Annotated in this window: 13 protein-coding genes and 2 tRNA genes; 12 read left to right on the plus strand and 3 right to left on the minus strand. The window is 60.7% G+C overall.

Annotated features, from left to right (window positions below; genetic code table 11):
• Positions 1-161: 161 nt before the first annotated feature.
• The 3 genes from ACTQV4_RS07100 to ACTQV4_RS07110 form a co-directional block, all read right to left on the minus strand.
• Positions 162-237: transfer RNA gene (locus ACTQV4_RS07100), tRNA-Val, on the minus strand.
• Between the two features lie 57 nt (positions 238-294).
• Positions 295-2,163 (minus strand): asparagine synthase (glutamine-hydrolyzing), encoded by a 1,869-nt coding sequence (gene asnB, locus ACTQV4_RS07105; RefSeq protein ID WP_441015131.1) that lies wholly within the window; start codon positions 2,161-2,163, stop codon positions 295-297.
• Between the two features lie 203 nt (positions 2,164-2,366).
• On the minus strand, positions 2,367-2,582 hold the full coding sequence (locus ACTQV4_RS07110) for a hypothetical protein (protein WP_441560690.1): 216 nt from the start codon (positions 2,580-2,582) through the stop codon (positions 2,367-2,369).
• Between the two features lie 201 nt (positions 2,583-2,783).
• Between ACTQV4_RS07110 and ACTQV4_RS07115 the strand changes: the two genes are divergently transcribed.
• The 12 genes from ACTQV4_RS07115 to lysS all read left to right on the plus strand — a co-directional run bounded on the left by ACTQV4_RS07115 (position 2,784) and on the right by lysS (position 12,739).
• On the plus strand, positions 2,784-4,301 hold the full coding sequence (locus ACTQV4_RS07115; protein WP_441048838.1) for a Mur ligase family protein: 1,518 nt from the start codon (positions 2,784-2,786) through the stop codon (positions 4,299-4,301).
• A gap of 130 nt (positions 4,302-4,431) precedes the next feature.
• Positions 4,432-5,343, plus strand: coding sequence for an HAD family hydrolase (locus tag ACTQV4_RS07120; RefSeq protein WP_427793596.1), 912 nt, complete (start codon positions 4,432-4,434; stop codon positions 5,341-5,343).
• A gap of 53 nt (positions 5,344-5,396) precedes the next feature.
• Positions 5,397-6,281, plus strand: a complete 885-nt coding sequence (gene murI, locus ACTQV4_RS07125; RefSeq protein WP_117769301.1) for a glutamate racemase — start codon at positions 5,397-5,399, stop codon at positions 6,279-6,281.
• Positions 6,282-6,334: 53 nt separating this feature from the next.
• Positions 6,335-7,060, plus strand: a complete 726-nt coding sequence (gene rph / locus ACTQV4_RS07130) for a ribonuclease PH (RefSeq protein WP_117799672.1) — start codon at positions 6,335-6,337, stop codon at positions 7,058-7,060.
• Between the two features lie 142 nt (positions 7,061-7,202).
• On the plus strand, positions 7,203-7,844 hold the full coding sequence (rdgB, locus tag ACTQV4_RS07135; RefSeq protein WP_118206636.1) for an RdgB/HAM1 family non-canonical purine NTP pyrophosphatase: 642 nt from the start codon (positions 7,203-7,205) through the stop codon (positions 7,842-7,844).
• Positions 7,845-7,847: 3 nt separating this feature from the next.
• Positions 7,848-8,294, plus strand: coding sequence for a D-aminoacyl-tRNA deacylase (dtd, locus tag ACTQV4_RS07140; protein ID WP_117797049.1), 447 nt, complete (start codon positions 7,848-7,850; stop codon positions 8,292-8,294).
• 114 nt (positions 8,295-8,408) lie between these two features.
• The gene (locus ACTQV4_RS07145) at positions 8,409-8,705 is read left to right on the plus strand and encodes a Veg family protein (RefSeq protein ID WP_118206416.1); all 297 of its coding nucleotides are present in this window, start codon (positions 8,409-8,411) and stop codon (positions 8,703-8,705) included.
• A 2-nt stretch (positions 8,706-8,707) separates the two neighbouring features.
• Positions 8,708-9,604 (plus strand): 4-(cytidine 5'-diphospho)-2-C-methyl-D-erythritol kinase, encoded by an 897-nt coding sequence (gene ispE, locus ACTQV4_RS07150; RefSeq protein WP_441569555.1) that lies wholly within the window; start codon positions 8,708-8,710, stop codon positions 9,602-9,604.
• Between the two features lie 49 nt (positions 9,605-9,653).
• Positions 9,654-9,730: transfer RNA gene (locus tag ACTQV4_RS07155), tRNA-Pro, on the plus strand.
• A 112-nt stretch (positions 9,731-9,842) separates the two neighbouring features.
• Entirely contained in the window at positions 9,843-10,118 is a 276-nt protein-coding gene (gene tatA / locus ACTQV4_RS07160) for a twin-arginine translocase TatA/TatE family subunit (RefSeq protein ID WP_195838497.1), read from the plus strand.
• Between the two features lie 106 nt (positions 10,119-10,224).
• Entirely contained in the window at positions 10,225-10,695 is a 471-nt protein-coding gene (greA, locus tag ACTQV4_RS07165; protein WP_006234960.1) for a transcription elongation factor GreA, read from the plus strand.
• Between the two features lie 79 nt (positions 10,696-10,774).
• Positions 10,775-12,739 carry a lysine--tRNA ligase gene (lysS, locus tag ACTQV4_RS07170; protein ID WP_154514782.1) on the plus strand — a complete coding sequence of 655 codons (1,965 nt, stop codon included), beginning with the start codon at positions 10,775-10,777 and terminating at the stop codon, positions 12,737-12,739.
• Positions 12,740-12,792: the final 53 nt, after the last annotated feature.

Raw genomic sequence — 12,792 nt, forward strand, 5'->3', positions numbered from 1 at the left:
TGCGGCTGGCGCCGCCCGCGCCCCGCTTCGTCGCTCCGCTCCTCGCGTGCTGCGCTGGAAAACGCTTCGCGTTTCCTCAGCTCCGCACCCTTGCGGGTTCGAATCCCATGCGCCGGGCGCAAACAAAAACGGTCCCCTTGCGAGGACCGTTTCCAATTCAGTGGTGGGCGATGAGGGATTCGAACCCCCAGCCTTGTGCGTGTAAAGCACCTGCGCTAACCGTTGCGCCAATCGCCCGCGGGAATTGAGTATAGCGGAAACCCTGCGGGGTTCACCGCTAATTCATAACGAAATCTAAGCGGAGACTTCGGTGCCCTTGTTCTCGTCGATAAAGAAGCGCTTGTACCAAATGAGGAACGTCAGCGTGGTATAGATCTTGCGCTGGTTGAGCGCGCGGCCCTCAAAGTGATCGTCGAGCAGCTTCATGAGCGCATCGGTGTCAAAGAAATCGGCAGCCCACGGTGCGGTGAAGTACTCCTTGACGTAGTCGTAGTATTTCTGCTCGCGCAGCCAGAACTTAACTGGCACCGGGAAGCCAACCTTCTTGCGTGTTGCCCACTCATCGGGCAGCGTGCGATTGGCGGCGTGGCGCAGGACAAGCTTGCAGCCCTCTTCGTTGACACGGTAGTTGGCGGGAATATGCTCGGCGAACTCCATGACCTTTTTGTCCAGGAACGGAACGCGGAGCTCCAGGGAGTGTGCCATGCACATCTTGTCTGCCTTGAGCAGAATGTCGCCCGGAAGCCACATGTTCATATCCAGATATTGCTTCTTAGAGAGCTCGCAGCAGTCGGGGACCTGCTTGTAGTACTCTGCGCACATTTCGGAGGCGTTCTTGCCGGTGTCGTAAGCTGGCTTGAGAACCTCGTCAACCTCGGACGGGTCGAACACCTTTGCCTGGCCCACGTACCAGCGCTCGGGGACCTCGGCGCACTTGGTCAGGAAGTTGTGACCCTTAAAGTAGGGGAGATGCTGAACGAGCGAGCCCAGGGCACGGCGCACGCCGAGCGGCACGCGCTTCTTGAAGGATCGCATCTCGGGGGTGTCCTCGTACCACTCGTAGCCGGCAAACAGCTCGTCGGCGCCCTCGCCCGAAAGGACGACGGTAACTTCCTCGGCGGCCATCTGTGCCAGATAGTACAGCGGTACGCTGGAGAGGTTCGATTGCGGCTCGTCCATGTGGTACTGGATATCGGGTAGCGCGTCGAAGAACTCGTCGGCGGTGATCATCTTGCGCACGTTCTTAATGCCAAGCTTGTCGGAAAGCTCGGCGGCGTAGTTGGTCTCGTTGAAGTTCTTGTAGTCAAAGCCGACGGAATACGTGGTGTCGGGCATGAGGCAGGCGGCAATGTAGCTGGAGTCGACGCCGCCGGAGAGGAACGAGCCAACTTTAACATCGGCGATGCGGTGCGCGGCAACGCTCTCGTGCACGACCTTGTCGCACTCGTCCACGTACTCCTCGAAGCTCTTGGAGTTGTCATCGGTAAAGTCGCAGCTCCAGTAGCGCTTGATATCCATAGTGTTGGTCGTAAGGTCGTACGTAAAGCAATGCGCGGGGGCAAGCTTGAACACGCCCTTAAAGAACGTCTCCTCCGTGGCAGGGAACTGCAGCGTGAGGTAGGGACGCAGCGCATCGCGGTTGACGGCCTTCTCAAACTTGGGGTGGTCCAGGAAGCTCTTGATCTCGGAGCCAAACAGCAGCGAGCCGTCGGAGGCCCGGTAGTAATAGAACGGCTTGATGCCAAAGATGTCACGGGCGCCGAAGAGCTTGTTCCTGTTCTGGTCGTGAATCACGAACGCATACATGCCGCGCAGGCGGTTGACCAGGTCCTCGCCCCACGCCTCGTAGCCGTGCACCAGGACCTCGGTGTCGGCGTTGCAGTGGAAGACGTAGCCGGCAGCCTCGAGCTCGGCGCGAAGCTCCTGGAAGTTGTAGATCTCGCCGTTGAAGACGATGGTGACCTTGCCGTCATCGCTCGACATGGGCTGAGCGCCAGCCTCGGAAAGGTCGAGAATCGAAAGACGGCGGAAGCCGAGGGCGACGTTATCGACGATGTGCTGGCCACCCATATCCGGCCCGCGATGGATGATGCGATTCATCATGGCCGTGAGAACCAGCTCACTCTGTTCATCTGTACCGGTAAAACCGACAAAACCGCACATGCAAGATCCTTTCTGCTGACGGCTTAGGTGCGCTGCCGCAAGGTTTGCAGCAGTCGATATCAATCAATCCTTACTATCATGCCAATCTTTTGCTTCGTGATGGGGCATAAGCGCCGAGGGGACCGAAAAACCACGGCCCGCACGTTGGGTGAAGCGGCGGGCCGTGACTACGACGATTGCTGTGTGTGGGAGCGCGAGAGGGGCTAGCGCTTGCCGCGCTTGGCAAGGCGGTGCTCTACCTTGGTGACGACGTGGATGAGCGGAATCGTCACAACCAGATAGTAGGGTGCGGCGCAAATGTAGGGTGTGATGTTGCCCGTGGTGGTCGTGAGGTTTTTGGAGAACAGCATGAGTTCCATGACGCCGACGCTCGAAAGCAGCGACGTGTCCTTGTAGAGCATGACAAACTCACAGGTCATCCCCGCATCACGCGCATTTGTAGGGCGGGGGTTTGTTATTTCGAATTAACCCTGCGCTGGTCCTTGCAAGTTTTTAGGGTGCTGAGACACTCGCAAGGTCAGGTGGCATATTAGGATGGTTGATAATACAGGGGCGCGACCGGATTCATCTGGGACGGTTTTTGCTCTTTTAAGGTTAGGTTTAGCGAGAAAGGTCGTTATATGTCGGGTACGACGAAGGAGAAGCTGGCTTTGATGCGCTATGTGGAGCTGCTCGAGGCCGAGGCCCTTGTTGTTTCCAAGCCGGATACTCTTTGCGACCAGCGCATCGAGTTTGCGACCGACGACTCGCGCCAGGTGCGTCCGGGTACATTGTTTGTCTGCAAGGGCCGTGCGTTCAAGCCCGAGTATCTAGTCTCGGCGATTGCCGAAGGCGCCGTGGCGTACGTGTCCGAGGTCGATTACGACGTCGATATTCCCGCTGTGATCGTCAACGATATCCGCCGTACGCTCGCTGTGGTGGCGGACGCCTATTACGGTCATCCCTCGGGCAAGGTGAAGGTCTGCGCTTTTACGGGCACCAAGGGCAAGTCGACCTGCAGCTTTTATCTGCGTGGCATTCTTGCCAACGAGGCTAAGCTCACGGGCCGTCATCGACCAGCCCTCAACACGGGTATCGAGTTCGATGACGGTATCGAGGCCGGTCCTTCTAAGCTAACGACCCCCGAGTCCTTCCTTTTGCAGTCGCGTATCGCACATGCCGCCGAGGCGGGCGCTCCGTGGCTGGTCATGGAGGCGTCGAGCCAGGGCCTCAAATACGAGCGTACGGGCAAGATTGACTTTGAAGTGGGCGCCTTTACCAATATCGGTGAGGACCATATCTCGCCGATCGAGCACCCCACGCTCGAGGATTACTTTGCCAGCAAGCTCAAGATTTTTTCGCAGAGCCGCTTTGCCGTGGTCAACCTCGATATGGACCACGTCGACCGCGTGCTCGAGGCGGCGTCCCGCTGCGAGCGCACGGTGACGTTCTCGCTGACCGATGGACGCGCCGACGTGCGTGCGTTGGCCATTCGCAACGGCGATTGCGGCGTGATCGCCACGGTCCGCACGCCGCGCTTTACGCGTGACATCGTGATCCCCACGCCCGTCAAGTTCAACGTGTCCAATGCGCTTGCCGCCATTGCCTGCGCCGAGGCCCTCGGCATTTCCGAAGAGGGCATCGTCCATGGCTTTGAGGGCGTCTTTGTTCCCGGTCGCATGGAGCTCTATCCGTCTGCATCGGGCAAGATTTTGGGCGTCGTTGACTATGCGCACAACGGCATGAGCCTCGAGACGCTTTTGCGCGACCTGCGCGAGAACTATCCCGAGCGCGAGCTGGCGGTTGTCTTTGGTGCAACGGGAGGAAAGGGTGTCGATCGCCGTACTACGATGGGTATCGCTGCCGGCAAGTACGCCGATCGCATCGTGATTACCGAGGATGACCCGGGCCCCGAGGACGTCGAGGACATCTGCGCCGAGATTGCGCGCAATGTCCAGGCGCAGGGAAACGATAGCTGGCAGATCGTGTGCGACCGCGCCGCCGCTATCGAGACGGCCGTGCGTGAGACCGACCGCCCCGCTGTGGTTATCGTGACCGGCAAGGGCGAGGAGGAGTGCATGCTGCGCAAGAACGGACCCGAGCCCTGCGAGCGTGATGGCTCGGTTCTCAAGCGCATCCTTGCGGCGTACGACGCCTAGGCGCTGCTGCCTTTAGGATGGCGTTTGCGGATCCTCGACGCCCGATGATGCAGTGCCTCTCAAGCGTGTTCACCTTAGGGAAAACGCGGTACCAAGATTAAGTCTTTTCTACGTAATAAATGGAGTGACCATGTCCCACAACACCCTGCCGACCGTTGCCGAGCTTTCGGGCGAGATGCGCGAGCGCCTTGCCAAGGTCAAGTACGTCTTTACCGATCTGGACGCAACGATGCTCGCGCCCGGCTCGTGCGTGCTGCGCGACAACGACGGCAATCCCTCGACCAAGCTCGTCGAGGCCGTCGTGGCGCTTGCCCGCGCTGGCATCCAGGTAATTCCAACCTCGGGTCGCAACCGCACCATGATCCACGAAGATGCCCGCGTGCTCGGCCTCAACTCCTACATTGGCGAGATGGGTGGTCTGGTCATGTACGACCTCAAGGCCAACGACTGGGAGTATCTGACCGGCGACATGCCTTACGACCCCGCCTGCGGCCTTACGCCGCACCAGGTGATTGAGCAGACCGGCGTGTGCGAGAAGATTCTCGCTCGCTGGCCGCACAAGATCGAGTACCACAACGACATGTCGACTGGCTATAAGTACCGCGAGGTCACCGTCGGCATGCGCGGCGATATTCCCGATGACGAGGCGCAGGCCATCCTCGACGAGGCCGGCTGCGGTCTGGTCTGGGCCTGCAACGGCCACTTGACTCATCTGTCCAAGCCGACGACCCTCGAGCTCGATCGCGTCGAGGATGGTCGTGCCTTTAACATCAATCCGTCGGGTCTCGACAAGGGCGTGGCGGTCGCGCGTTTCTGCGAGCATCTGGGCATCGAGCGCGACGAGACGCTGGCACTCGGCGATTCCGAGTCTGATTTCTACATGGCCGACCACGTGGGCACGTTCTGCCTGGTCGAGAACGGTCTGACCAGCGCCGGCGCGTCCGAGTTTCTTGCGTCCTGCGATAACGCCTTTGTCACGCGTGGCAGGATCGTTGACGGCTGGGCGGCGACGGCGGAGCTGCTCGTCGCGGCCCGTTCATAGCGCAGTGCCGTTACGCTTGGCCATATCTTTTCGAGAGAGAATCTGGTGAGGTAATGTCCGATATCGAGAATCTGGCCGGTGATACGCGCCCCATCGGCGTGTTCGACTCGGGCCTGGGCGGCTTGACGGTTGCGCGCGCGATTGCGACGGCGCTTCCGCACGAGTCCGTCTACTACTTTGGCGATACCAAGCGCTGCCCTTACGGCACCCGCACCGAGGACGAGGTGCGCTCGTTTGCGCTACAGGCGGGGCGCTGGCTTTCGAGACACGACGTCAAGATCATGGTCATCGCCTGCAATACGGCGACGGCAGCGGCGCTTCGCCTGGCTCAGCAGGTGCTCGATGTCCCCGTGATTGGCGTAATCGCGCCGGGCGCGCGTGCCGCCATCAACAGCACCCGCACGCGCCGTGTAGGCGTGCTCGCCACCAACCTCACCATCCGCTCGGGCGCCTACACGCGCGCCATCCAGGACTTGGATGCCGGCGTGGACGTGTATGGCTGCCCTGCCTCGAGCTTTGTCGAGGTTGTCGAGCACGAGCTCGCCTCGGGCGCGCATCTGCAGGAGCAGTGGCTCGAGAACGAGGATATTTTTGATACGCCAGCCGTTCGCGCGCTGGTCAACGCCACAGTCGAGCCACTGCACGATCGTGGCATCGATACCGTGGTGCTCGGCTGTACGCACTTTCCGTTGCTGGTGGGCCCCATCCGTCATGCGTTGGGGCCCGGGGTGCGCGTGGTGAGCTCCGCCGAGGAGACCACCCGCGAGCTGACCGATATCCTCACGCGCCGTGAGCAGCTGGCGGGCAACACCGCCGAGCCGCAGCATCGCTTTGCCACCACGTCCGACAACATTGCCGAGTTTGCGGTGGCGGGCAGCTTTATCTTTGGCCAGCCGCTCAAAAGCATCGAGCATGTCGATATCGATGAACTCGGTTAGGCACGCAATGTCGCCGGAGTCTTCGCCACATCTTTTGCCGAAAGGATAGTTCCATGGAATATATGCAGGTCAACCGCGCCAACGGCCGCGCCGCAAACGAGCTGCGTCCCGTTAAGCTCACCCGCGGCGTCATGAAGCACGCCCACGGCTCGTGCCTGGCAGAGTTTGGCGACACGCGCGTGCTGTGCGCCGCCACCATCGAGGAGGGCGTTCCGGGCTGGCGCAAGGGCGCCAAGGCCGGTTGGGTAACGGCGGAATATGCGATGCTGCCGGCGTCGACCGGCAAGCGCTGCAAGCGCGAACATGCCAACCGCAAGGGCCGTTCCATGGAGATCGAGCGCTTGATCGGCCGCAGCCTGCGCACCGTCGTCAACATGAAGGCGCTCGGCGAGTACACCGTTACCGTTGACTGCGATGTGATCCAGGCCGATGGCGGCACGCGTACGGCGAGCATCACCGGCGCCTGGGTGGCGCTGCACGACGCCCTTGCCATGTGGGTCGAGGCGGGCAAGCTCGAGCGCATTCCGCTTACCGGTCAGGTTGCCGCTATTTCCATGGGCGTCGTCGACGGCAACACCCTGCTCGACTTGGATTATTCCGAGGACAGCCACGCCGAGGTCGACATGAACCTCGTCGCCACCGACTCCGGCGAGATGATCGAGCTCCAGGGTACCGGCGAGCAGGCGCCCTTCGACCGCAAGCGTCTCAACGCCCTGCTCGATCTGGGCGACAAGGGCATCGCCGAGCTCATCGAGCTTCAGCGTCAAGCCCTCGCCTAACCTGCCAAAAGGGGATGTTGATTTTGGCAGGTTTAATCTGCGAAAACGCCGAAGTATAAGACTGCCGTTGATTGAGAGGGGAGAGGCCGAGGCCCTCGTCGTCCTCTACACGGCATTGCTATAAGAGACAAGGAGGCCAGCTATGGCACTTGAGAAGATTGACATCGACACCCTCGACCCGGCGGCGACCATTGTTGTGGCCACGGGTAACGCCCATAAGCTCACCGAGATCGAGGCCATTTTGGGCAAGGTCATGCCCGAGGTGCGCTTTGTGGCGCTCGGCCAGCTGGGCGATTTTGAGGACCCCGAGGAAAACGGCACGACGTTTTTGGAGAACGCCATCATCAAGGCGCAGGCTGCGGTCGAGGAGACGGGCCTTATGGCCATCGCCGACGATTCCGGCTTGGTCGTCGACGCGCTGGACGGCGAGCCGGGTGTGTATAGCGCGCGTTATGCGGGCGTACACGGCGATGATGCCGCCAACAATGCCAAACTTCTCGTTAATCTGGAAGGCGTGGCAGACGAGGATCGCACCGCACGCTTTATGAGCGTCGTTGCGCTCATCGACCAAGACGGCCTGGTCACCTATGGTGAGGGCGCCTGCGAGGGCGTTATCGCACACGAGGGCCGCGGCGACCACGGCTTTGGCTACGACCCGCTGTTCCTGCCGGTCGATACGCCGGGCAAAACTATGGCCGAGCTCACAGCGGACGAGAAGAACGCCATCAGCCATCGTTTCCATGCACTCGAGCACCTGTCCGCCAAACTCACGGGCGAGGAGTAGGCCGTGCGTGCGGTGGTGCAGCGCGTGCTCAACGCCGGTGTGACGGTCGACGGCGAGTGCGTGGGCCGCATTGGGCGCGGCTATCTGGTATTGCTGGGTGTGGGCCATGGCGATACGCGTGCCGAGGCCGATAAACTATGGGGCAAGCTCCGCGGGCTGCGTATCAACGAGGACGAGAACGGCAAGACTAACTTGGCGCTTGCCGATGTCGACGGCGAGGTGCTCGTGGTGTCGCAGTTTACGCTGTTTGCCGATTGCCGCCACGGCCGTCGTCCGTCGTTTACGGATGCTGGCGCGCCCGATGTTGCCAACGAGCTTTACGAGTACTTTCTGACGCTCGTCGCCCAGGACGTCGACCACGTGGCGCATGGCATCTTTGGCGCCGACATGAAAGTCGACCTGGTCAACGACGGCCCGTTCACCATTGTCCTCGATACCGACAATCTGTAAGTAGCCTAATTAGCTACTTGCGTGGGGTTGTAACAGGGTGCTATAGTATTAGAGTTTTGTCTATCTTAGGGGTATTATCCCCTTTTTGAATTGCACCCTCTGGAGGCCCTGTTCATGGAAGAGATGGAAGTCAATTACGTCGACGACATCCACGAGAAGCTGACCGATATGGTGGGCGATCGCGTCAAGGTGAAGGCCAACATGGGCCGTACCCGCGTTGTCGAGCGCATGGGTACCATCAAGAGCGTCCACCCGGCTGTCTTTATCGTCGAGGTTGACGAGCGCCGCGGCCGCAAGTCGCGTCAGTCCTACCAGTACATCGACGTCCTTACCGGTCAGGTTGAACTGTTCGACCCCGAGAGCGGCGAGCACATCTTTACTCCGCTCGGCAACCAGCTCGAGGAGCATTAACGGTGACCGATCGGTCCCTCATCCTTACTGCGCCGGCAAAGATTAACCTCTACCTGGGGGTTCATACCGAGCGCGATGCCCGCGGCTACCACAACGTCGATTCCCTGATGGCAGCTGTCGGCCTAGCCGATACCGTGACGGTCACGCCGGCGCAGGCGTTGACCGTCCAGACGGTTCCGGCATCAGATTTTCCCATGCAAAAGAATACTGCCTACCGCGCCGCCGTCGCCATGGCCGATCATTTCGGGCGCGAGGCAAACGTGTGCGTGACGATTGAGAAGCGCATCCCGCTGTGCGCCGGCCTGGGCGGCCCCTCGACGGATGCCGCGGCGGTTATCGTTGCCCTGGCTGAGCTGTGGGGCATCGACCGCACTGATCCTGCGCTGGACGAGATTGCGCGTGGCATCGGCGCCGACGTGCCGTTCTTTTTGCATGCGAGCCCCGCATTCTACGTGGGTGGGGGAGACGTTCTGGCAACTGAGTACCCCGCGCTTCCTGTGACGCCCGTTGTGCTGGTCAAGCCGCGGGAGGCGAGCGTTTCGACAATTGAGGCCTATCGACGTTTTGACGAGGCCCCGGTGCCCGCGACTGCGCCCGGTGCCATTGCATCGGCTCTTCGCGTGAGTGATGCGAAGATGGCGTATTCGCTCATCCATAACAACTTGGGCGTCATTTCTGCTTTGATGGAGCCGCAGATCCAGGCGGTTCTCGACTGGCTGAGCGAACAGGAGGGAACCGTTGCCGTGGACGTGTGCGGGTCGGGTGCCTGCTCGTTTGCCATTTGCGACACCGCCGCCACGGCCGAAAGGCTTGCCGGGGCTGCCCAGCAAAATGGCTGGTGGTCCTGCGCGACTGAGCTTATTCCCAACACGGTTCAAATCGACGCGCCAAAGAAATAAAAATTTCTCTAGCACGCGGCGAAAATCTTTGTTACTATAGTCGAGCTAACGGGTTGTGGCTCAGTTTGGTAGAGCACTGCGTTCGGGACGCAGGGGTCGCTGGTTCAAATCCAGTCAACCCGACCAGAGCATGAGAAGGGACCGCTTCTTGCGGTCCCTTTTTTTAGCTATTGTTGTGATGCCGCGATACCCGCGGTATACTCATTCGAGCTTGTCTCGCTGTTTTGTGGAGGTCTACATGTTTGGACTGAGGGCTCCTGAGCTCATCATTATTCTCGTCGTTGTCCTGATTATCTTCGGGCCCAAGAACCTGCCGAAGCTCGGCAAGTCCCTCGGCTCTACCGTCAAGAATATCCGCGAGGGTATGGAGGGCGACGATAAGGACGAGACCAAGCAGGCCGAGGACGTTGTGGTCGAGGAGTCCGAGGAGGATAAGAAGATCGCAGAGCTCGAGGCCCAGCTCGCCGCCGCCAAGAAAAAGAAGGCAGAGGACGGCGACGCGGACGCAGAGTAGTCCCATCCCTTTGGGGTGAGCACCTGACCGGCTTGCCCGCAGGCTAGCCGGTCTTTTTCGTTATGTTGACAGTTGATTGTTACATCATAGTTGGGGAGATATCCGTATGGACGCAAGCCAGATCGTACTGACCGCTGAGGGCCGCCAGAAGCTCGTCGAGGAGCTCGCTTGGCGTGAGGGCGATTACGCCAAGGAGATCGTCGAGGACATCAAGGAAGCCCGCGCGTTCGGCGACCTTTCGGAGAACTCCGAGTACGATGCCGCCAAGGACAAGCAGGCTCAGAATGCTGCTCGCATTGCCGAGATTCAGGCTATTCTCGCCAACGCTCAGGTTGCTGCCACCACGGGCGATCTGACCGTCTCCATCGGTTCCACCGTTTCGCTGATTGATCCCAACGGTGAGGTCATGGAAGTCACGCTCGTCGGTACCACCGAGACCAACTCGCTCGAGCACAAGATCTCCAACGAGTCCCCGGTCGGCCACGCCATCATCGGCCACGGCGAGGGCGACTCCGTCGAGGTCGTTACGCCTTCCGGCAAGACTCGCGTCTACACCATCGCCAAGATCGCACGCTAGACCACGGTCCCGCGTAAAGGTATGTTTTCGCTCCCTGGGACCGAATCCTGGGGAGCGTTTTAGTTTGAGGAGCTAACTTATGGCAGAGAACCAAAACGCCGCCGAGCAGGCATCGACGCTCAACGACGAGCGCGCCACGCGCCTGGCCAAGCGCGCCGCCCTGTTCGAGGCGGGCCAGAACCCCTATCCCGAGCACTCCGAGATCGAGGACTACGTTGCCGACATCGAGGCTAAGTATGCCGATCTTGCCGATGGCGAAGACACCGAGGACGTCGTGAAGATCGGCGGCCGCGTGGTCGCCAAGCGTGGTCAGGGCAAGATCATGTTCATCGTCGTGCGCGACGCAACGGCCGAGATTCAGCTGTTCTGCCGCATCAACGACATGGACGAGGCAGCCTGGAATACGCTCAAGGCCCTCGACCTTGGCGATATCCTGGGTGTGACCGGTGTGGTTGTGCGTACTCAGCGCGGCCAGCTCTCCGTCGCCCCTAAGAGCGCGACCCTGCTCTCCAAGGCCGTTCGCCCGCTGCCCGAGAAGTTCCACGGTCTCTCCGACAAGGAGACCCGCTATCGTCAGCGCTATGTCGACCTGATCGCCAACGACGATGTTCGCGAGACCTTCCGCAAGCGCTCGCAGATCCTCTCCACCTTCCGTCGCTTTATGGAGTCCGACGGCTACATGGAGGTCGAGACCCCCATCCTGCAGACCATTCAGGGTGGCGCTACGGCTAAGCCGTTCATCACGCACTTTAACGCTCTCGATCAGGAGTGCTACCTGCGCATTGCTACCGAGCTGCACCTCAAGCGCTGCATCGTCGGTGGCTTTGAGCGCGTCTTCGAGATCGGTCGTATCTTCCGTAACGAGGGCATGGACCTCACCCACAACCCCGAGTTCACCACGATGGAGGCCTACCGTGCCTTCTCCGATCTCGAGGGCATGAAGGCGCTCGCCCAGGGCGTCATCAAGGCTGCCAACAAGGCCATCGGCAACCCCGAGGTCATCGAGTACCAGGGCCAGACCATCGATCTTTCCGGTGAGTGGGCAAGTCGTCCCATGACTGATATTGTCTCTGACGTGCTCGGCAAGAAGGTCACCATCGACACGCCTGTCGAGGAGCTTGCTGCCGCCGCGCGCGAGAAGGGCCTGGAGATCAAGCCCGAGTGGACTGCCGGCAAGATCATCGCCGAGATTTACGATGAGCTGGGCGAGGACACCATCGTCAACCCGACCTTCGTGTGCGATTACCCCATCGAGGTCAGCCCGCTCGCCAAGCGTTTTGAGGACGATCCGCGTCTGACCCACCGCTTTGAGCTGGTCATCGCCGGCCACGAGTACGCCAACGCATTCTCCGAGCTCAACGACCCGGTCGACCAGGCTGAGCGCTTTGCCGCCCAGATGGCCGAGAAGGCCGGCGGCGACGATGAGGCCATGGAGTATGACGAGGACTACGTGCGCGCCCTCGAGTACGGTATGCCTCCCGCGGGCGGCATTGGCATCGGTATCGACCGCGTGGTCATGCTGCTCACCAACCAGGCTTCTATCCGCGATGTCCTGCTGTTCCCGCACATGAAGCCCGAGAAGGGTTTCCAGTCCGGTGCGGCTGCCGCCAAGGCTGCCGAGGCCGGCAACGCCGCGAGCCCGTTCGTTAAGTCGCTCAAGCCCACGCTCGATTACTCCAAGATCGCCGTTGAGCCGCTGTTTGAGGAGTTCGTCGATTTCGATACCTTCTCCAAGAGCGATTTCCGCGCTGTGAAGGTCAAGGCATGCGAGGCCGTCAAGAAGTCCAAGAAGCTGCTGAACTTTACGCTCGACGACGGTACCGGTGCCGACCGCACCATCCTCTCCGGCATCCACGAATACTATGAGCCCGAGGACCTGGTCGGCAAGACCCTGCTTGCCATCACCAACCTGCCACCGCGCAAGATGATGGGCATCCCCAGCTGCGGCATGCTCATCAGTGCCATCCACGAGGAGGAGGGCGAGGAGCGCCTCAACCTGATCCAGCTCGACGCCTCCATTCCCGCCGGCGCAAAGATGTACTAATTGGTTCCGCCGTTCTACCGAACGGCGGACCAGCCGACGCTGCGCGCCGCCCA

It is taken from the genome of Collinsella sp. LCP19S3_B11 (genome assembly GCF_052121915.1).
Lineage (GTDB): Bacteria > Actinomycetota > Coriobacteriia > Coriobacteriales > Coriobacteriaceae > Collinsella.

Bases quoted from the DNA above. Each gene is read 5' to 3' on its own strand.
- asnB (WP_441015131.1), bottom strand. From the start codon at position 2,163: ATGTGCGGTTTTGTCGGTTTTACCGGTACAGATGAACAGAGTGAGCTG.
- ACTQV4_RS07110 (WP_441560690.1), bottom strand. From the start codon at position 2,582: ATGACCTGTGAGTTTGTCATGCTCTACAAGGACACGTCGCTGCTTTCG.
- ACTQV4_RS07115 (WP_441048838.1), top strand. From the start codon at position 2,784: ATGTCGGGTACGACGAAGGAGAAGCTGGCTTTGATGCGCTATGTGGAG.
- ACTQV4_RS07120 (WP_427793596.1), top strand. From the start codon at position 4,432: ATGTCCCACAACACCCTGCCGACCGTTGCCGAGCTTTCGGGCGAGATG.
- murI (WP_117769301.1), top strand. From the start codon at position 5,397: ATGTCCGATATCGAGAATCTGGCCGGTGATACGCGCCCCATCGGCGTG.
- rph (WP_117799672.1), top strand. From the start codon at position 6,335: ATGGAATATATGCAGGTCAACCGCGCCAACGGCCGCGCCGCAAACGAG.
- rdgB (WP_118206636.1), top strand. From the start codon at position 7,203: ATGGCACTTGAGAAGATTGACATCGACACCCTCGACCCGGCGGCGACC.
- ACTQV4_RS07145 (WP_118206416.1), top strand. From the start codon at position 8,409: ATGGAAGAGATGGAAGTCAATTACGTCGACGACATCCACGAGAAGCTG.
- tatA (WP_195838497.1), top strand. From the start codon at position 9,843: ATGTTTGGACTGAGGGCTCCTGAGCTCATCATTATTCTCGTCGTTGTC.
- greA (WP_006234960.1), top strand. From the start codon at position 10,225: ATGGACGCAAGCCAGATCGTACTGACCGCTGAGGGCCGCCAGAAGCTC.
- lysS (WP_154514782.1), top strand. From the start codon at position 10,775: ATGGCAGAGAACCAAAACGCCGCCGAGCAGGCATCGACGCTCAACGAC.